The sequence below is a fragment of the Streptacidiphilus sp. EB103A genome (genome assembly GCF_041261405.1).
In the GTDB taxonomy this organism is placed as follows: Bacteria; Actinomycetota; Actinomycetes; order Streptomycetales; family Streptomycetaceae; genus Streptacidiphilus.
This window is the reverse complement of the sequence record NZ_JBGCAQ010000001.1, coordinates 327,985-347,263: the sequence shown is the minus strand read 5'-3', so window position 1 is coordinate 347,263 and position 19,279 is coordinate 327,985. Positions and strand designations below refer to the sequence as shown.

13 protein-coding genes are annotated in these 19,279 nt (G+C 70.5%); 5 read left to right on the top strand and 8 right to left on the bottom strand.

The window, feature by feature from the left end:
• Positions 1-48: 48 nt before the first annotated feature.
• The 5 genes from ABH941_RS01520 to efeU all read right to left on the bottom strand — a co-directional run bounded on the left by ABH941_RS01520 (position 49) and on the right by efeU (position 9,591).
• Positions 49-1,242 carry a substrate-binding domain-containing protein gene (locus tag ABH941_RS01520; protein ID WP_370126670.1) on the bottom strand — a complete coding sequence of 398 codons (1,194 nt, stop codon included), beginning with the start codon at positions 1,240-1,242 and terminating at the stop codon, positions 49-51.
• 252 nt (positions 1,243-1,494) lie between these two features.
• Positions 1,495-2,235, bottom strand: coding sequence for a rhomboid-like protein (locus ABH941_RS01515; RefSeq protein ID WP_370126669.1), 741 nt, complete (start codon positions 2,233-2,235; stop codon positions 1,495-1,497).
• 37 nt (positions 2,236-2,272) lie between these two features.
• Positions 2,273-4,915 carry a beta-glucosidase gene (locus ABH941_RS01510; protein ID WP_370126668.1) on the bottom strand — a complete coding sequence of 881 codons (2,643 nt, stop codon included), beginning with the start codon at positions 4,913-4,915 and terminating at the stop codon, positions 2,273-2,275.
• Between the two features lie 1,131 nt (positions 4,916-6,046).
• On the bottom strand, positions 6,047-7,363 hold the full coding sequence (gene efeB, locus ABH941_RS01505; protein ID WP_370126667.1) for an iron uptake transporter deferrochelatase/peroxidase subunit: 1,317 nt from the start codon (positions 7,361-7,363) through the stop codon (positions 6,047-6,049).
• On the bottom strand, positions 7,363-9,591 hold the full coding sequence (gene efeU, locus ABH941_RS01500; protein ID WP_370126666.1) for an iron uptake transporter permease EfeU: 2,229 nt from the start codon (positions 9,589-9,591) through the stop codon (positions 7,363-7,365). Before efeU ends, efeB begins: the two co-directional genes overlap by 1 nt.
• Positions 9,592-9,721: 130 nt before the next feature.
• On the opposite strand from efeU, the gene ABH941_RS01495 reads away from it, so the two are divergent.
• The 4 genes from ABH941_RS01495 (at position 9,722) to ABH941_RS01480 (ending at position 14,060) form a co-directional block, all read left to right on the top strand.
• Positions 9,722-10,468, top strand: a complete 747-nt coding sequence (locus ABH941_RS01495; protein WP_370126665.1) for a phosphatase PAP2 family protein — start codon at positions 9,722-9,724, stop codon at positions 10,466-10,468.
• Positions 10,469-10,586: 118 nt separating this feature from the next.
• Entirely contained in the window at positions 10,587-11,246 is a 660-nt protein-coding gene (locus ABH941_RS01490) for a response regulator transcription factor (RefSeq protein ID WP_133998435.1), read from the top strand.
• 11 nt (positions 11,247-11,257) lie between these two features.
• On the top strand, positions 11,258-12,388 hold the full coding sequence (locus ABH941_RS01485) for a sensor histidine kinase (RefSeq protein ID WP_370126664.1): 1,131 nt from the start codon (positions 11,258-11,260) through the stop codon (positions 12,386-12,388).
• A 409-nt stretch (positions 12,389-12,797) separates the two neighbouring features.
• Positions 12,798-14,060 carry a bile acid:sodium symporter family protein gene (locus ABH941_RS01480; protein ID WP_370126663.1) on the top strand — a complete coding sequence of 421 codons (1,263 nt, stop codon included), beginning with the start codon at positions 12,798-12,800 and terminating at the stop codon, positions 14,058-14,060.
• Here the strand turns inward: ABH941_RS01480 and ABH941_RS01475 are convergent.
• Positions 14,026-16,056 carry a hypothetical protein gene (locus ABH941_RS01475; protein WP_370126662.1) on the bottom strand — a complete coding sequence of 677 codons (2,031 nt, stop codon included), beginning with the start codon at positions 16,054-16,056 and terminating at the stop codon, positions 14,026-14,028. The two genes, ABH941_RS01480 and ABH941_RS01475, sit on opposite strands and share 35 nt — an antisense overlap.
• Before the next feature lie 191 nt (positions 16,057-16,247).
• Between ABH941_RS01475 and ABH941_RS01470 the strand changes: the two genes are divergently transcribed.
• Positions 16,248-17,072 (top strand): hypothetical protein, encoded by an 825-nt coding sequence (locus tag ABH941_RS01470; RefSeq protein ID WP_370126660.1) that lies wholly within the window; start codon positions 16,248-16,250, stop codon positions 17,070-17,072.
• A gap of 47 nt (positions 17,073-17,119) precedes the next feature.
• Here ABH941_RS01470 and ABH941_RS01465 read toward each other — a convergent pair whose 3' ends face one another.
• Both ABH941_RS01465 and ABH941_RS01460 read right to left on the bottom strand, forming a co-directional pair.
• Positions 17,120-17,767, bottom strand: coding sequence for a hypothetical protein (locus ABH941_RS01465; RefSeq protein WP_370126659.1), 648 nt, complete (start codon positions 17,765-17,767; stop codon positions 17,120-17,122).
• Positions 17,764-19,275, bottom strand: coding sequence for a hypothetical protein (locus ABH941_RS01460; protein ID WP_370126658.1), 1,512 nt, complete (start codon positions 19,273-19,275; stop codon positions 17,764-17,766). Before ABH941_RS01460 ends, ABH941_RS01465 begins: the two co-directional genes overlap by 4 nt.
• Positions 19,276-19,279 lie beyond the last annotated feature (4 nt).

Below are 19,279 nucleotides of genomic sequence, written 5' to 3'. Positions count from 1 at the left end.
TTGCCTGTCGACTCACTGCTGCCCTGCGGAGGCGTGCCGGATCGGCGGCTACTGGCCGAAGAAGCCGTCGATGTAGGCGCTGGTCGCAAAGGGCTGGTTGACGTCGGCGGCGGTGACCGTCGAGGCGTCGCCGACCTTGAAGGTCGACTTGCTGAAGCTCGACACATTGCTGCTGGTCACCAGCGGCGGGTCGATGACGATGTCGGAGACCTTGACGCCCTTGCCGTCCAGCATGTTCTTCGCGACCTGGGCCACCGCCTGCGCCAGTCCGTCACCCGGGTTGTACAGGCCGACGCCCTGGTACTTGCTCTGGTTGGCGGTCCAGTACGCGACGCCGCCCGTGGTCAGGCCGTTGTCGGCGATCGTCGGGACGGTGACGCCGGACTTCTGGAAGGCCGAGATGATGCCGGTGGTCATCGGGCCGCCCTCCAGCACGCCGCCGATGGTCTTGGTGGGGTTGGCGGCGAGGTACTGCTGGACGCTGGTCTGCGCTGTGGTGGGCGAGAAGTCGGTGTAGATCGAGTCGTCCAGGGTGATCCCCGAGCACAGCGCCAGCGCCGCCTTGGCGCCGTTGAAGGAGTCGGTGTCGATCGGCACGCCCTTGATGCCGTGCACCCCCAGGACGGTGCCCTTGCCGCCCATGATCTTGGCGACAGCGGCGGCCTGCGCCTCACCGGCGGCGAAGGAGTTGGGGACCACGTTGACGGTGTTGGCGTCCACCACGTTGTTGAGCATCGAGATGGACGGGATGCCCGCCGCCGCGGCCTTGTCGACCACCGACTCGAAGCCGGAGGCCAGCGGCTGATAGATGATCAGATCGACCTTGTCGGTGATCAGTTGGTTGAACTGGGCGATCTGGCTGGTCACCTCGTTGCTGGAGACCAGGTCGATGACCTTGTAACCGTCGGCCTTCAGGTACTGCTGCAGCGAGGTGTTGATCAGCGTCTGATACGGGTTGCTGAGCTGCGACTCGGATATGCCGATGGTGAACCCGCTGGTCTTGCTCGGCTTCCAGCTGGCCCACTTGCTCGCCTGGACGGTGCCCGAGTAACCGCTGTACGCGGCCTCGTACTGCGCCCCCAGCGCCTTGACCAGACCTGCGGTGTCCTTGAACGACTCGGTGGGAACGGTCCCGCAGGACGAACTGCCGGTCGACCCGGTCGAGCTGCTGCCCCCCGAGGACCCGCTGCTCGCTGTGGTCGTCGTCGAACTGCTGCACCCCGCAGCCGTGAACGCGAGCACAGTCGCAGCACAGAGAGCGCCGGCGATCCGCGAAGGGCGACGACGGCGGGGGGCGGGGACGGCCGACGGCGGGGAAGGGGCGGGAGTTGCGGTCATCGTGGGGACTCTCCCTTGAGTCTGGTTCAAGCTCAGTTCATGGGTGTTCGCTGTGGCATCAACTGCTGCGGCGGGTGGCGTGCTGAAGGGGAAGCAGCAGTGTCAGCGATGCAGCGCAGCGTATGAAGCGGCCATCACCAGGGACAAGGCACGGTGTCATCGCCGGACAGCATGGGTGGTATGCGGGCCGCCCGGCGGCTGCTGCTGATGGCTGCCATCGGCGACGGCGGTCGTCGGACGGGACCGGCCGACCCCGCTGATCCAGCCGCAGACCAGGCCGATCAGCGCCGCGGTGCAGTGCCCGATCGTGGTGAAGTCGGGCAGCGCGCCGTACCAGTCTGCCCGGGACAGCGGGTACAGCACCGCGAGCCCGGCCCACCAGGGCCGCAGCCGGCGCGGCAGCAGCGGGGTGACGGCAGCCACCGCCGCGATGGACGCATAGCTCACGCCGAAGTCCAGGCTGTGCCGAGTCCAGCCCGGATACGAGCCGTCGCCGACCGCGACGGCGATCACCGCGGTCGTGGTCAGGGTCGCGCCGACATGGGCCGCCAGGACGAGGGCGACCGCGCGCGGCGTCCCGATGCTGCGCTCCAGCAGCGCAAGGCAGACGGCCAGCCCGACCACCACGACCAACAGCAGGTTCAGCGCACCGCCGGGGTCGACCACCAGCAGACTGCCGAACAGGCTGCCCAGCGGATGGTGCCCCATGTTGTCCAGGTTGGTGCTGATCCCCTGCCGCAGCCGATCACCGTCCGACTGCGGCAGCACCCACCGCAGCAGGGCCGCGTCCACCGCCAGCAGCAGCAGATAGCAGAAGGCCGCCGGGTTCCGACGTGGATACCCGGCGGCCCATCGGAGCAGCCGTGGCCCCGGCGACCAGGGACGATCAGTGCGCATGGCGACCATCATCCCCGACGGCCCGGACTCCGAAGGCTCAGCCGCCGACTGTGACGGTCCGCGACAGAACGCCGGTGGTGGCGTCGGTGCCCAGAGTCAGCGAGCGGGCGCCGAGAGCCGTCCTCCAGCCGTTGGCCGCGGTGGACCAGTACTGGAGCTGCCGGACCGGAATGGTGATGGTGACCGTCCGGGACTGGCCCGGCGCCAGCCGGACCCGGTCGTACCCGGCCAGCGCGGTCGGGGCGAACTGCGCGCCCGCGGGCGGGTTCTGCGGTGCCCCGAGGTAGAGCTGCGGCACGGCGTCCCCGGTGCTGGACCCGGTGTTGCTGACCCGGAAGCTGACGGCGAGGCCGTCAGCGGTCCGGTGCGCCGACAGGTCCGCATACCGGAACCGGCTGTAGCTCAGCCCGTAGCCGAAGGGAAACAACGGGGTCTCGCCGGTGGCCGCGTAGAACCGGTAGCCGACGTCGACGCCCTCGGAGTACGTGGTGACCGGGCAGTTGAGCAGGGTCGCGCCGAAGGGGACGCAGGTCCCGGAGCCGCCGACGCCGGCGGAGCTGCGCTCCGGGTGGGCAGCCTGGTGCGCGACCTCCTGGCTGAGCGAAACCGGCCAGGTGAAGGGCAGCTTCCCGCCCGGGTCCACCTTGCCGAGCAGGACGTCAGCAGTCGCCTGACCGCCCCTGTCGCCCGGGTACCACATCTCCAGCACCGACTTCACCTTGCCGAGCCACGGCATGGCCACAGGCTGGCTGGTGTTCAGCACGACCACGGTGTTGGGGTTGACCGCCGCCACATCGGCGATCAGCTGGTCCTGCCCCTCCGGCAGTGGCTTGGACAGATCACCGGCGCTCCAGGCGAACACCACTGCCGTGCCCGCGTGGCGCGCGGCGTTCACCGCGGCGTCGTGGGCGGCCTGCTGCTGCGCCGGGGTGACCCAGTCCAGTCGAACCTGGACCGGCCTGCCCGACACATCGGGCGTGGCCGCGACCGCCAGGGTGTGCGCACCGGCGGTCAGATGGACGAGCGTACGTCCGTTGGCGAGGCCGTCGGTGGTCGGCAACGGACCGTTGCCGTCGGTCGCGTGAACCACGCCGTACCGAGGAGCGCTAGTGAAGCCGGCACCCACGGTGGTCAGCGTGGTCCCGTCCACGGTCAGGCCCACGGTGGCGCCGAGGGCCTGGATGTTCAGCCAGTAGTCGCCGGTCTGATGAACCGTCAACGTGCCGCTCCAGGACTCAGCCTGACCCGCAGACAGGGCATTGCCGCCGGTGAAGTCCAGCGTCCCGTCGACACCGCCGCCGGCCCGAAGCAGCCCGGGCTGCCCGCCGTGCGACAGCGCCGAGGCCGGCACCGTTGTTCCGGTCATGTCGTCCCCGACCGAGTAGCTGATGCCGGAGCTGTCGCGGCGGCCCAACTCCTGCTGCAGCACCTGGTACGTCCCGGTCTGCTGGGCGACCAGGCCGCCGGACTTCTCGCCGCCGCCGTCCGTGGCGATGGTCTGCCCTGCGCCCGGTCCGATCAGCGCCAGCGAGGACAGCGACTTCTCGCCCAACGGAAGGGTGGACCCGTCGTTCTTGAGCAGAGTGGCGGCGTCCTGACCCGTCTTGAGCACGGCCTTCTCGTCCGCCGCGGTAGGCAACGGGGTGACGCCGTGCTTGGACCTGCCGTCCAACAGCCCGAAGCGGTCGTACTCGTAGAGGATGCGTCCCACCGCCTGAGTCACCCGGGACTCCTGGACCGAACCGTTGGCGATCGCCGCCTTGAGCGCGGCGGAGGTGAAGAACGCGGGCAGCAGCCCGCCGAACCCGCCTCCGGGCATCTCCATGTCCAGACCGGCGTTGAGGTAGCCGGTGGCGTGGTTGGCGCCCCAGTCCGAGGTCACGAATCCCTTGAAGCCGAGCTCGTCACGCAGGATCGTCGTCAGAGCGTCCGAATTGCCGCACGCCTGGGCACTGTTGACGACGTTGTAGGAGCACATCACCGAGGACACACCGGCGTTGACGGCATCGGCGAAGGGCTGCAGGTAGATCTCGTGCAGGCTCTGCTGGTCCACGCTCATGTTGTTGCCGCCGTCATAGGCGATGTAGTGCTTGACCTGCGCCATCGTGCCCTGGCTCTGGATCCCGGTGATCTCGGCCGCACCGGTCTGACCAGTCAGCAGCGGGTCCTCACCGAAGGTGTTGAAGCCCCGGGACCAGGAGGTGTCCCGGTCCATGTTCACGAACGGCTCCAGCACCACGTCCTGCCCCAAAGCCCTGGCATCGCGCCCGATCACCTCGCCGTTGAGCCGGGCATCGCTCCGACTGAAGGTGGCGGCGACGCCCATGGTGGCGGTCATCCCGGTGGAGTCCTGCTTGGTGATCACTCCGGGCGGCCCGTCACTCAACCGCAGCGAGGGAATCCCCAACCGCGGGACGCCCGGCAGATACCCGGCCTGGTACTGGTTGGTGGACGCGGCCTCGGCCTGCCCCTCGATCATGGAGAGCTTCTCGTCCAGGGTCATCCTGGCCAACAACCGGTCCACCCGGGCATCCCCGGTGACCGACACCGACCGAGCGGACGCAGCGGGCGCCCCGGCCCCGGCCAGCCCGAGCGTACTGACCAGCGCAACGGCACACACCGTCGCCCGGCGGAGACGGCTGCGGTTGTTCATTGACCTGCTGTTGAGGGTGGTGTGCATACGGCTCTGCCTCTCTTCAAGGCGGCACGCCCCTGTGCGCCTGGTGAGCGGAGAAGCCCCCGCCGTCAGGTGGGAACGGCGGGGGCGGCACTGTACGCGAACGGCCGGCAGCGGAGCCCCGGCCTGGGCGAATGCATGGTCATCAGCCGACAGGTCGTCATCCCGACTCACGTGTCACCAAGGACCCATGGCTGTTGAGTGTTCAATGGAACGCCGAACCGGTCAACCCCTTGCACAGGAAGCAACCAGGTTGACCCGCTTGGCTTCAACAACTGAAGACAGCCAGGCAGTTGACGCCCCACACCTGCAACGGCACCACCCATGCCGCGACCGCACCCACCACCTCCCGGGCTCCGCCCGGACAGAAGCGGCTCCGCCGCGCGACAGGACCGGGGGCGGGGCGCTCCGGCGCGGAGCGTTTCGCGGTGGGCGGAGGTAACGCCCCACGCCTGCAACGACAACGCTCGGCGAGGCGCATGACCGCCGTCTCCCGGGCTCCGCCCGGACAGAAGCGGCTCCGCCGCGCGACAGGGCCGGGGGTGGGGCGCTCCGGCGCGGACCGTGCGGCGGGGGCGCGGGGCTGGCAGAATTCACCATTTTAGGGTCACTCGACCTACTTTGGGGTCACTGCCTTGACGTCATATCGGACATACCAGTCACATTTCGTCGGACGAGTGACCCCAAAGTAGGTCGAGTGACCCCAAAACCAGGTCAGTCGCTCAAACCGGGGTCACTTTCGGGACAAGGTGTCACTTTATCTTGCCGATATGCCCGATTCATCCAGAGATTCATGTACCAAAAGTGCCCCGGCGTACCAAAAGTGACCCGAGTTCAGCCGAAGGCACCATGAGGGAACGTTTCTGCAGCTCCGCCCCGGGAGGGCACCGGCGCGCACCCGGCAATGCACGCCCCACCAACCGCCCCCGCTCCTCGTGGTTGCCGCGAGGCGGAGCCGAGCCACCCCAGCCAGGCACGGACCGGCGTGCCCCACGGAGGCGGCGGACGGTCATCGGGAGCGAACGCGCACGTCAGAGACGGCGTCGGGACGGGGGCTCGGCCGGGCGACGGACCCCGCCTCGCCACCGACGGCGACGCCCCGCCTCCCCCGACCGACCACCCGCCCCGCCCCCCTCAGCTCACCGCCGTCGCCAGGAGTCCGCTCCCCAGCCAGTCCGAGGAGTCCTTCACCCCCGGCAGGACGAAGAAGTAGCCGCCGCCCGTCGGGGAGATGTAGTCGACCAGGGGCTCGTCGATCAGCCGGGTCTGCACTGCCTCGAACTGGCGCTGTACGTCCTGCTGGTAGCAGCAGAAGGCCAGGCCCATGTCCAGGTTGCCCACCGAGTCGATGCCGCGGTCGTAGTTGAAGCCGCGGCGCAGGATGCGGGAGTCGTCGGTCTTGGTGGTGCGGGGGTTGGCGATCCGGATGTGGGCGTCCAGCGGGATCGCCGTGCCCTGCGGGTCCTTGGCGTAGTCGGGGATGTCGGTCTCGTTGGCGCCGTCCAGCGGAGCGCCGGTGTCCTTCCGGCGGCCGAACATCTTCTCCTGCTCGCTCAAGGAGACCCGGTCCCAGAACTCCACCAGCATCCGGATGATCCGGATCACCTGGTAGCTGCCGGCCGTCGCCCACGCCGGTTCGCCTGCGCCCGCGTCCACCCACACCAGGCGGTCCATCTCGCGGGTGGAGGTGACGTCGGGGTTGGCGATGCCGTCCTTGAAGCCCAGCAGGTTGCGCTGGGCGCCGGTGGGACGCGGGGTGCTCTGGAAGCCGTCGATCCGCCACTTGACCTGCATCTGCCCGCGGGTGTGCTTGGCGATGTCGCGCATCGCGTGCAGCACGGTGTCCTGGCGGTCTGCGCAGATCTGCAGCGAGAGGTCGCCGTGCGACTCCGCGACCTTGAGGTTGTCGTTGGGGAACGTCCGCATCGCGGTGAGCTTGCGGGGCTTCTGCGCGGCCAGCCCGTAGCGTCCGTCGAAGAGGGACGCGCCGACGCCGACGGTCACGGTGAGGTTGTCCGTCGGGACGACCGGGCCGAGGATGCCGTTGTCGGACGGCGGCGCACCGACGCCCAGGTCGGGTGGGGTTCCGCCGGAGGTGAGGAAGCGGATCCGCTCGGTGAGGGTCTGCAACAGGGTCTGCAGGCCCTTGCGGTCGGCCGCGACGACGTCCATGGAGAGGAAGATGGCGTACGCAGGCGCGGGTGTGATGACCCCGGCCTGGTGGACGCCGTGGAAGGCGACCGATCCATTGCTCGTCGAATCGGCTGACGCGGGGGCGGCGGCCGAGGCGGAGCCGGTGCCGAGGACGACCGCGCCGGTCGCTATCGCGGCACCCGCGGCACCCGCGCCCAGCGCCGTCTTGACGACGGTACGGCGCGACGTGCCGGCTCCGCTCCCGAAACCGAAGGGGCAACTTCCCGTCGAAGGCTGGTACTGGTCAGTGTCAGTCATCAGGCGGACTTCCGGATCTCGAGCAGGTCGGGGATGGGCGAAAGGTCTTCCAGCAGCTGCCCGGTGGCGCCGTTGATGGTGGCGCGGACGGTCGGGTCGAGCTGCTCGACGGGCGTCCAGGTGACGCCCTGGTGCTGGGCGTCCAGCAGTCCGGACAGCCGCGCGATGTCGGCGTCGACGGTGCCAATCAGCGTGGGGCTGCGCTTGGTGATGAGCGGGCGGAGCACCGAGAGCAGTTCCTTGGTGCCGGCCAGGTTGGCCTGAGCGGTGGCCAGGTTGGAGCCGCTGCCCTCGTCGGTGTCACCGGTCAGCTCGAACTGGAGCGTGTTCTCCAGGATCTCGTGGGTGCGCAGTGGCAGGTCGGTCGGGTCGAAGTCCTGACTCGGGAAGGCCTTGCGCAGTCCCGCGACATCCGTCGACAGCTGGGCGGCCACGGACGTCAGGCTCTGTGCGGACTCCCCGTGCCACAGTCCGTACTCGAGGCGGTGGAAGCCGGTGAAGTCCTTGTCGTGGACCCCGTCGGTCAGCCCGTCCGCACGACCGTTGATCTTCGAGTCGAAGTCGGAGAAGGTGCCGTACGCGGCACCCAGCGAGGCGTACTGCAGGTGTGCAGTGAGCCAGTCGGCCTTCGCGGCAGTGAGGTTGCCGGCCTTGACGTCGGCCTGCAGCTTGTCGGTCTCGGTGACCAGGGTGGCCAGGCCCGCGTTGACGTAGGCCTTGTAGGCGGCAAGCGGTGCGTCCAAGTCGGCTGCGGCGAGCGGCAGTACGGCCTGGACCGTCCCTCCGCCGCTGACGGTGACGCTGGCCGAGGTGACGGCCTGGCCTCCGGTGGGCACGCAGCGCCAGGCGTAGGTGCCCTTGCCGATGGTGGCGGTGAGCGCGCGGGTGGTGCCGGGAGCCAGTCCCTCGATCTCGCCGAAGACGGCGTTGCTGCTGGGATCGACCAGGTACACCTCGGAGGTGACCTTGCCGGTGTTGTGCATCTGGAAGGTCTGCTGGCCCGGCTTCGGCGCGGTGAAGCCCTTGCCGCACTCAGTGGGTGAGACGGTGACGGTCGCCGCTGAAGCGGGCTTGCCGTTGCCGGTCGCGATCACCAGGCCGGCGACGACCGCCGGGACGGCGACCACGACGACCGGAACGAGCCACCGGGGACGCGGGCGCTTTCCCTCTCCCCCTGCGCCACCTGCCGCGACGGGCTCCGCCTCGGTCGCGGGTGCCGGTTCCTCGGACACTGGTGCCGGTTCCTCGGTCGCCGCCTCTGCCTTGCGCGCGGATCCCGCCCCGGACTCCGCCGTCGGCTCGGACGCTGCCTCGGACGCCGTCGCGGCCGTCGAAACCGAGGCCGAAACCGCCACCGGCTCAGCCGCCGTTGTTGCCGCCTCCGCCACCGGAGCAGCCGCAGCTGCCGCAACCTTCGGTGCGCGAACTCCCCTCAGGAACAGGGTCATCACCACAATCAGGTAGACGCCGTACGCGACGATCTGAAGCCAGGTCATCTGGGTCGTCAGGTTGAACACGCCCTGGACCAGGGTGGCGTACCAGGAGTTGGCGTCGATGCTGCTGCTGACGTCGACGGCCAAGGCGTGGATGCCGGGGAGGATGCCGCCCTCCTGGAGGTCCCGCATGCCGTAGCCGAGGACTCCGGCGGCGATGACGATCAGGCCCGCTCCGGTCCAGGTGAAGAACCGGGTCAGATTGATCTTCAGCACCCGTCGGTACAGCGCCCAGCAGAGCACCACCGAGAGCACCAGTCCGATGGCCGCGCCGACCAGCGGGCCGGTGGACTCCCCCGCCGTCTGCGCGGTGGTCCAGATGAACAGCGCCGTCTCCAGGCCCTCGCGGCCCACCGCGAGGAAGCTGGTCGCGACGAGCATGCCCGAGCCGACCACCAGCGCGGCGCCGATCTTCTCCCTCAACTCGCTGGAGAGGTTCCGGGCGTTGCGCCGCATCCAGAAGACCATCCCGGTGACGAACGCGACCGCGATCACACTCAGGGTGCCGCCGAACGCCTCCTGCGCGGTGGCGGAGAGGCTGTGCGCGGTGAAGGTGAGTACCGCGCCGAAGCTGAGCGAGAGTGCGATCGCCGCCAGGACGCCGGTCCACACCTGCGGGAGACGCGACTTCTGGTCACTCCGGACCAGGGTGGCCACGAGGATGGAGACGACGAGGCCAGCCTCCAGTCCCTCTCTCAGCCCGATGAGAAAGCTCGGGAATGCGTCGTCCCACATGAATGATCCTTCTGCTCGGCCTGCTTAGCTTAGGCATACCTTACCCAGCCGCGCCCCAAGCATTCCAGAGGGGGGTCGTTCTTACTTGCGCATCGAAGGTCTACAACGCGGTAGACGTTAGGTTGTGGCAGTGATCGCACAACCCCACCGGCGCCTCCCCCTCCGCATGCTCACCGCGGCCCTGTTCCTCGTGGGCCTCGTGGGCCTCGCGGCCCTCACAACCCTGACGGCCCTGGTGCTCGCCCGCGACGGCCGTCCGTTCGGCGTCGACAGCGCCTTGCACAACTGGGTGCTGACGCACCGTCACCCCGCCCTCGACCGCTTCGGCGTCGATCTGGCGGTCACCGGCACCGGGGCGCCCGCCTATGCCATCGCAGCCCTCGCAGGCGCCCTCGCCACCGGCACCCGGCGCTGGTGGTGGCGCGGCGCACTGGTCGGGATGACGGCACTGGCACTGGCCGAGCTGCTGCGCATCTCGCTCGCCACGGCGATCGCCCGCCCTCGCCCACCCCGGGCTGACTGGCTCGCGTACGCCTCCGGCCATGCGTTCCCCTCCGGGCACACCACCACCTCGGCGCTGCTCGCCATCGGACTGTCCGCCGCCCTGCTGAGGCGTTCTCACCGCCCGCCAACCCGAGCCGCCGCCGTGCTCGGCCCGGCCCTGTGGGCGGTCGCAGTCGGCGTCGACCGGGTCTACCTCGGGGTGCACTGGCCAACCGACGTCCTCGCCGGGTGGCTGCTGGCCGCGCTGATCGGCTGCGCTCTGCTGACCCAGCTCGGCGCACTGACGCGAGCGCTGAGCTCGTCGCCCGTTGCATGGTGGCCCACACGGCGGTGGCGGCCACGACCGGAACCGTCCGGAGACCGGGACGCGTGAACCGCCCCAGCTCAGCGCCACGCCACGCCATGCCACGCCCATGCGAACGAACGGTGCATACGCCGCATACACCCCATGCGGCACAAGCGGCACTCCGGCGTCGGGAGAGAATGACCCCATGCGGATACTGCTGGTGGAGGACGAGGTGCGGCTGGCCGAGCGCATCGCCGAGGGTCTGCGCGACCAGGGCATGGCGGTCGACGTGTGCCATGACGGCGAGCAGGCCCTGGCCAAGATCGACCTCACCAGCGGCTACGACGTCCTGGTCCTGGACCGCGACCTGCCCGGCCGCAGCGGCGACCAGGTCTGCCGCGAGCTGACCGGACGCGCCGAGGCGCCGATGGTGCTGATGCTCACCGCGCTCTCCGGGACCGACGACCGGGTCGACGGCCTGGCCCTGGGCGCGGACGACTACCTGGGCAAGCCGTTCTCCTTCGCCGAACTGACCCTGCGCATCCAGGCCCTGGCCCGCCGGGGCCGGTCCCACACCGCCGTGCTCAGCTGCGGGGATGTGACCATGGACACCCTCCGCCGGACGGTCCACCGCTCCGGGCAGCCGGTCGCGCTCACCACCAAGGAGTTCGCCGTGCTGCAGCTGCTGATGGCCGCCGACGGCGCCGTCCTCAGCCAGGAGCAGCTGCTGGAACGCGCCTGGGACGAGCACGCGGACCCGTTCACCAACACCGTCCGGGTCACCGTCAACCGGCTGCGCCGCAAGCTCGGGGCTCCCGAGCTGGTGGAGACGGTGGTCGGCGCGGGCTACCGGATCACCGTGTGAGGCGGCCGGCGATGCCCCCGCTCACCATCAGGGCCCGGCTCACTCTCATCTACGCCGCGCTGTTCACCCTCGGCGGCAGCGCCCTGGTGCTGGCCCTGACCACGGCCTTCTACCACTTCATCTTCCAGCCGCTGCCCGCCGACCAGATCCCCAGCAGCCTGGACCCCGACCACGACCACTTCGTCGGCCTGAGCGACCAGATCCGCGACGCCGCCGCCTCCCATCTGCTCCGGGTCGCCCTGGTGCTGCTGGTCCTGGTGGTCGCGGTCTCGGCGCTGGTCGGCTGGTGGGTCGCCGGCCGGCTGCTGCGGCCGATCGCCGACATCACCGCCGCCGCCCGCCGCGCCAGCGGCACCACCCTGCACGAGCGGCTCAACCTGTCCGGCCCCTCGGACGAGCTCAAGGAGCTCGGCGACACGTTCGACCAGATGCTCGAACGCCTGGACGCGGCCTTCGCGGCCCAGCGCCGCTTCGTCGCCAACGCCAGCCACGAGCTGCGCACCCCGCTCGCACTGACCCGTACCGCCGTCGAGGTCACCCTGGCGAAACCGGAGCCGGACCAGGAGCAGTGGCGCAGCATGGCGCATGACGTGGCCGACTCCACGGTTCGGGCCCAGCACCTGATCGACGCCCTGCTCACGCTGGCCCGCTCGGAGCAGCGGGTCGCCGATCCGGAGGAGGACGACCTCGCCGACATCGCCGCCGAGGCGATGGACCGGGTCGCCGCCCGCTCCCGGGACCGGCGGTTGCGGGTGGAGACCGAGCTCGAACCCGCTCCGCTGCGCGGCAATGTCGCACTGCTGGGCATCGCGGTGTCGAACCTGCTGGACAACGCGGTGAAGTACGGCAGCGAAGGCGGCCTGCTGCGGATCATCAGCGCGCGGTCCGGCGCCGACCGGGTCGAGCTCACGGTCGTCAACGACGGTCCTGTGCTGTCGGCCGACCGGATCGGCCTGCTCTTCGAGCCCTTCCAGCGCGGCGGCCGGGGGCTGGGCCGGGCCGCGGTGCCGGAGCCTCCCGAGGGTGCGGGGCTCGGCCTGTCCATCGTCCGCGCCGTCGCCACGGCTCACGGCGGCAGCGTCACCGCCGAGGCCCGTCCGGAGGGCGGACTGACCGTCAGTCTGCTGCTCCCAGCGGTCTGATCAGCCCGATCCGACCGTCAGCCGAAGCGCGGCGGTGCAGCTCAGGAGGGCCATCCCGCCCAGAACCAGAGGACGACGGCCTGGGCGATGAAGAGCATGGCCTCGCCACCCTCCCGGGACTGCAGCCACGACCATGCCTGCTGGGTGTGTCGCATGCGCCTTCTCCTGGATTCGCTGCTGGGTTTGTGTCCGTACCACTGGATCCGCACAGGCTTCGTCTACAGCGGTGTAGACAAAGCTACCCCCAAACCACTCGATCAGGTGATCCACGCCGATCTGACGTGACATCGACCCCGCCGACGTGATGCGGTCATACCAGGTCCGGATCAACTGATCGACCCCATCGACCCCTGACCGGGTCGACCGTCGATCGCGGACCGGTCGATCACTGACTGATCGGGGAATCTTCATGGCTGAATCGTCGCCATCTCGCAGTGAACTCAGTGAACACAGGGAACGCAACCGGCACCGAAAGCCGGGAACCGGAGTACTCGCCCTCATCGCCGCACTCGTCCGGGCACTGCAGCGACAGCTGCTGTGGATCATGTTCGGCGCGTATGCCCTGGCCGCCGTCCTGCCCGGTCCCGGGGAGGCGGTTCGGTCCGTCACGCTCGGACGGATCGGCGCCACCGCGCTCCCCCTGCAGGCGGGGCTGCTGGCCGTGGTGGTCTTCAACGCCGGGCTGACCGCCAAGGCGGAGCAGTTGCCCGCGCTGCTGCGCCGCCCAGGGCCGCTGGCCCTGGGGCTGGCCATCAACGCGCTGCTGCCCAGCGTGCTGCTGGCGCTGGCCTCGATCGGCGCGGAGGGGTGGCACAACCCGCACGAGGCGCAGAGTCTGCTGGCCGGCCTCGCCCTGATCGGGGCGATGCCGGTGGCGGCCGGCGCCACCGTCTTCTCCCAGGGCGACGAGGGCAGTGCCACTCTCAGCCTGGGCCTGGTGCTGGGCTCCACCCTGCTGAGCCCGCTGACCATCCCGCTCGGTCTGCACCTGGGCGGATTCCTCACCACCGGTGGCTACGCCTCCGATCTGCACGCCGCGGCGAAGACGGCCGGCAGCCTGTTCGCGGTCATGATCGTGGTGCTGCCCTGTCTGCTGGGGCTGCTGACCGGACGGATCGTCAGCAGGATCGGCCGGGGCACGGACAGGCCAGGCGGCATGGGTGGCCTGGGCGGCCTGGGCCCGGCCCTGCCGGTGATCCGGCTGGTGAACCTGACCGTTGTGGTCACCCTCAGCTACACCAACGCCTGCGGGGCGCTGCGGCAGGTGATCCGCAAGCCGGATCCGGACTTCCTGCTGCTGGTGGTCGCCGCGGCGGCGCTGATGTGCTCGGTGTCGTTCCTGTGCGGGTGGGTGATCGCGGGCCGGCTCAGCTGCGACCGGGGCGAGGCGGTGGCGCTCACCTACGCCTCGGGAATGAACAACAGCAGTGCCAGTGCCGTACTGGCGGCGACGCGGATACCGGACCACCCGGCGGTGCTGCTGCCGATCCTCGCCTACAGCCTGCTGCAGAAGATCCTCGCCGGGTCGGTGGGCCGCTTCATCGGCAGCAGCCCCGTCCGCCCGCACGGCCTGCCTCCCGGCCCGCCGCCCGGACGGACAGCAGGACAGGCGGCAGGCCGGGGTCACGCCGGACCGGTCAGCGCGTCCAGTTCGGACGCAGGGTCACGCTGAGGATGGTGCGGTACTCGGCAGGCTGCGCCGCCGGGACCGTGTAGAGGCTGCTCGGGTCGGTGCCGACGACCGAGCCGGTGACCGGCAGCGGCTTGGGCGTGGAGTAGCCGGCGAACAGCATGGTCAGCGTGCCGTTGCGGTTCTGCACCACGGTCGGGTCGTAGACCCGGCCCGAGTAGTAGCCGGAGAGGCCGAGCGCGCCGCCGCTGGTCGCCTGCTTCGCCAGGGCGGAGAAGGTGTAGTCGGTCCCGATCAGCCTCTGCGGGGTGCTCCAGTTCTTCCCGTCCTTGGAGGAGGAGTAGAAGATCTGGTTGAAGGCGTCGCTGTCACCGTCCGAGGCATAGGCGCCGGACAGGAACAGGCCGTAGGTCCCGTCCGGGTTGGTGATGACCGTGCCGCGCGAGCCGACCCAGCGCAGCACCGAGTCACTGCCGGAGGTCGGGTCGTTGAGCCCGGAGACCTGGCCGAGGTCGGTGAAGTGCACGCCGTCGTAGGTGTAGGCGGCGCGGACCACCGAGTAGTCCTCGTTGTTGCCGTAGAGCGACTTGGGCTTGTTCTTGCCCTCGCCGATCGCGGCCAGTTGGGCGTAGGGAACGGTGGCAGCGCCGGGGGCGCCGACGCTGCTGCCCTTGGCCACCGCGCCGGTGCCCCCGGTGCAGCCGGTCAGGGCAGGGCCTCCGTCAACCGTGGTGGCGTTCGCGCCGGTGCAGCTGACCTGCACGATGCCGGCCGCGGTGCCCAGGCTCACGGTGACCGAGCCGCCGGTCGGCTGGAGCGCGGTGGTGTCGCCGACCGGGATGGTGGCGGCAGGCAGCGTCACGGCCGCCGTGGTGGTGGTCGGGGTGAAGTAGTTGAGGATCTTCTCGGTGTAGAGCACGGCGACACTGCCCCTGGGCGCGCCCTGGTAGTGCGACAGGGTGCTGATGATGCCGTCGGGGGCGATCAGGCCCGAGGTCTGGTCGGCGCCCGCCGGGATCGCCGCGTCGGCCGTGACCGCGTCGCCCGCCGCGACGCCGACCCCGGCCGTGTCGCGGGTGGTGCACCCGGTCAGCGCGGTGGCCGTGGCGGCGGCGTCGTTGCAGTCCAGGATGTGGCCGTCGACATTGAAGTGGCCCGGCTGCTCGAAGCCGGTGGTCGAGCCGACGTTCACGGTGACGCCCGCACCGGTCGGACCGGCCGGGATGCTGACCGCCGCGGTCGCGGCGGTGCTGCCGCCCTTGCCGACCGGCTCGGTCGCGGGCAGCCCGGCCAGCGGGTCGCCACCCTTGGGCGAGAGCTTGTGGACGATCAGGTTGACGCCCAGCGCGTCCCCGGTGGGACGGCTCAGGGTGTACAGCACCTGCGCGCGCTTTCCGCTGCCCGCCTCGCCGTTGCCACCGTAACCGGGGACGGACAGCACGAAGGCGTGGCCCTGGCCGTCGTCGTTGGTGTTGCCGGTGGCGCACAGGCCGGCGTTCTGCTCCAGCGCCTCGCCGGTGTACTTCCAGGTCTTGCCGTGGTCGGTCGAGGTGGCCGAGACGACCGCCTCGTTCGTGTCCTTGGGCCGGTAGTCGAAGAAGCCGGTCAGCGTCCGGCCGCCGTCGTCACTGGTGACGAAGGGGAAGTAGTACGGCTGCATCGGCAGCACCGTGCCCTTGGGCTGGCGCAGCACGGTGCCGGTCGCCGAGCTGGTGCCGTTGTCGGCGGAGCAGTAACCGGTGAGCGGACCGGGGGTGCCTGTCGATCCGCTCTGCGCGGGCACGGCACCGGTGCCGGACGGGTCGACGGCCACATTGGGGTAGGTCACCCCGCCGACGCTGATGGTGGAGCCGAACGCCGGGTCCCCCTGGGCGAGGGTCCACGGACCGCCCTTTACCTTGTCGACGACCGGGGTGCCGATCGAGTATCCCGCCAGATGCCGGTGGGAGTGGTTCAGGCTGCTCTGCGGCAGGGCAGCGACGCAGGCGAGTGCGGCCACGCCGACGGCTGCTGCCGTCGCGGTGCGGCAACGAGTCATGGTGAAGCCCTTCAGGGGTGGGCGGTACGGGGATTCGGCGTGATCCTGACCCCATGGCGGCAGCGGCGGCAGGGCTCGAAGCGACTGTTCACCCGGTGTTCGGGCGTCCGCATCCAGCCGGGCACCGGGGCGCTGACAAGTCGAGCCTGTTATCCGGGTGTTAGGTGTTTCGTGCGAGGCTTGCGCGGTCCATGTCCAGCACGAGAACGGTCGCCGCCCACATGTCGACAGGCCAGATGGCAAAGCACCGCGCGGCAGCACCCGCACGGCACGCCCTGAGCAAGGTTCCGGAAGTCACCCTGTACTTCTGGATCACCAAGGTACTCACCACCGGGATGGGCGAGACGACCTCGGACTTCCTGGCCCAGCACATCAACCCGGTGATCGCCGTGGGCCTGGGATTCGTGGCCTTCGCCGCCGCGATGCTGATCCAGTTCCGTGCCCCCCGCTACACCGCCTGGATCTACTGGACCGCGGTGGTGATGGTCAGCGTCTTCGGCACCATGGCCGCCGATGTGCTGCACGTCCAGTTCAAGATTCCGTACACGGTGTCCACCGTGTTCTTCAGCGTGGTACTGGCCGTGGTCCTGGTCGCCTGGTACAAGGTCGAGGGGACACTGTCGATCCACAGCATCCACACCCGCAGCCGTGAGCTCTTCTACTGGGCGACGGTGCTGACCACCTTCGCACTGGGCACGGCCGCGGGCGACCTGACCGCGATGAGCCTGCACCTGGGCTACTGGGCCTCCGGCGTGCTGTTCGCGGTACTCATCGCGATCCCCGCGGTGGCGCACTGGCGCTTCGGGATGAACCCGATCACCGCCTTCTGGTTCGCCTACATCATCACCCGCCCGCTCGGCGCCTCCTTCGCCGACTGGATGGCGGTCACCCACGTCCGCGGCGGCCTCGCCTGGGGCACCGGGCCGGTCAGCCTGGGCTGGGCCGTGGTCATCCTGGGCTTCGTGGTCTACCTGGCCGTCTCCCGCAAGGACGTCGCGGAGCGCGAGCTGAGCTGAGCTGGGCTGAGCCCAGAGGTTACGGCGGCGGCAGCGACACCGGCTCACTACTCGACACCGGTGTCGCGCGGCCCGCGCGCCGCCACCACCGCCGTCCCGGCCGCGAAGACCAGACCCGCGCACAGCCATCCCCCCAGGTCGTGCGCCGGTCGGCCGGCCCACATCCACGGCGTCCGCCAGCCCTCCAGCAGCGCGAACTCGGCCACCACGGTGTAGGCCAGCGTCCCCGCCCAGGCGAGCGCGCCGCCGAGCACCGCGGCGGTGAGCAGCCCGACACCCACCAGCCCGGCGACCTCGCGCAGCACCACCGGATCGCCGCCCGGCAACCGCGCGCCCACAGCCCCGAGCACCAGGGCGCCGACCGCGGCCCCGCCCAGCAGCAGGAGGGCGCCGAGACGCAGCAGCGGCAGCCAGTGGCCGGTGGTCCGCTCGCTCTCGCCGAACGGGTTCCGTGCGGCGACGGCGACGACCGAGGCCGCCCCGCACTCGATCAACAACAGCATCTGCTGGGCGGTGGAGGACCCGTCGCCCTGGATCCAGCGCAGCTCCAGGGCGACCCGCAGCAGCACCGCACAGGCCGTCAACGCGCCCATCGCACTCCACGCCTGACGACTGATCAGATGCAGCCGGAACAGCCTGGGTCCGGCCGATCGCGCCGACCGGACCAGCTCCACCGGCGGCGTCACAGCGGTCACGGCAGCTGCTCCAGGGTGATGTTGCCGACCCGCAGCTCGGCCAGGTGCGCGGTCAGCCAGGCGTGCCGTTCGGCCTCTGGAAGTGCGGCGAAGCGGGCGCCCGCGGCGTAGGCCGGCGTACCGGGCTGCGGCACGACCACCGTGGACCCGTCGAGCTGAGCGAAGATCGCCAGGCTGTCCAGCGACACCCCGGCCGCCCGCAGCAGCCCCTCCGACACCGCCTGCTGCGCCTGATCCGCATGGCCGACCAGGCTGTCGACGACCGTCCCGGCGACCGGGGGCAGCACCTCCGCGGTCAGCCGGGAGACGCTGGACCACATCTGCTGCGAGGTGCAGCAGGGCCCCTGCCTCCCGGACGGCGAACCGGCCGACGGACCCGACCCGATCCACATCGCGCCGTCATAGCCGATGTTCAGCGCCAGCTCGACCACCGGTGGCGATCCGGCGACGACCGCACCCGCGAGTGCCACGTGCCGACTCTCCAGGCTGACCTGTTCGAACCGCACCGGCGCCCCCGGCAGTCCGGCCACCTCCCGCAGCAGCGGATCCAGGGCCGCGGCCAGCGTCGGCAGATACGCCCGGTAGACCGGGTTCAGGCACACCGGGACCGTGGACCCACCGCACACCGGGGTATAGGCGATGGGCCGGTCGTCGGCCGCGTCGTGCAGGGCCGGTACGACCACGCCGTTCGCCGCCACCCTGGCCGTCCCGACCAGCCCGATCGCGGTCCCGGACGAGGCCAGCCCGACCGCGACGACGGCCGCGGCCATCCGACGCAGGCCGTGTCCCCCGCACACGGCCTGCACCCCCAGCAGGCCCAGCGCCGCGACGGTGAGGCCGCCGAGGAACAGCAGCTGAGTGATGGACAGATCGGGCAGGTACGGATAGAAGACCCCCGCGTCGGCCCTGGGCGGCGCCAGCGAGTACGCGGGCGAGGCCATCGGCGAGAGCAGGACGTACCGGCCGCCGCTGCGCAGCGTCTCCCGCAGCACCAGGCCGGTGACGATCGCCGCCAGCGGTGCGGTGAACCGGCTGGGGACCAGCACCCCCAGGGCGAAGCCCAGGGCGCTGAACGCCGCCAGCGCCACGGCGCCGACCACGACCGGCCACCACAGCGGACTGCCCGCGGCGCCCTGCCAGGCGGTCATCCCGTAGAGGAATCCCACGCAGGCCAGATAGGTCCCCAGCGTCCAGCCGGCGGTGGCGGCCCAACTGGCCGTCCGGGCCGCCCAGCGCGGCAGTGGGGTGATGTCCACCTGCTCGCCGATCCCGCGTCGACGGTCCCGGCCGCCGACCCAGGCCGCCGCGCCCACCACGAACGGCGCGAAGTCGTCCACGGCCATGCCCTGACGCAGGATCAGCGTACGCGAACCCCACAGGGCCGGGAGCGCCATGCTGCTGCGGTAGGTGTCCAGCCAGAAGGCCACCAGGGCCAGCGGCACCATCCACATCATCGTGCTGCGGCGCAGCTCCAGCCGCAGCAGCCGACCGGCGGAGAGCCTGAGCACAGCC

Excerpts from the sequence above, each read along its gene's own strand:
- ABH941_RS01515 (WP_370126669.1), bottom strand. The coding sequence starts at position 2,235 with ATGCGCACTGATCGTCCCTGGTCGCCGGGGCCACGGCTGCTCCGATGG.
- ABH941_RS01510 (WP_370126668.1), bottom strand. The coding sequence starts at position 4,915 with ATGCACACCACCCTCAACAGCAGGTCAATGAACAACCGCAGCCGTCTC.
- efeB (WP_370126667.1), bottom strand. The coding sequence starts at position 7,363 with ATGACTGACACTGACCAGTACCAGCCTTCGACGGGAAGTTGCCCCTTC.
- efeU (WP_370126666.1), bottom strand. The coding sequence starts at position 9,591 with ATGTGGGACGACGCATTCCCGAGCTTTCTCATCGGGCTGAGAGAGGGA.
- ABH941_RS01490 (WP_133998435.1), top strand. The coding sequence starts at position 10,587 with ATGCGGATACTGCTGGTGGAGGACGAGGTGCGGCTGGCCGAGCGCATC.
- ABH941_RS01485 (WP_370126664.1), top strand. The coding sequence starts at position 11,258 with ATGCCCCCGCTCACCATCAGGGCCCGGCTCACTCTCATCTACGCCGCG.
- ABH941_RS01480 (WP_370126663.1), top strand. The coding sequence starts at position 12,798 with ATGGCTGAATCGTCGCCATCTCGCAGTGAACTCAGTGAACACAGGGAA.
- ABH941_RS01475 (WP_370126662.1), bottom strand. The coding sequence starts at position 16,056 with ATGACTCGTTGCCGCACCGCGACGGCAGCAGCCGTCGGCGTGGCCGCA.
- ABH941_RS01470 (WP_370126660.1), top strand. The coding sequence starts at position 16,248 with ATGTCCAGCACGAGAACGGTCGCCGCCCACATGTCGACAGGCCAGATG.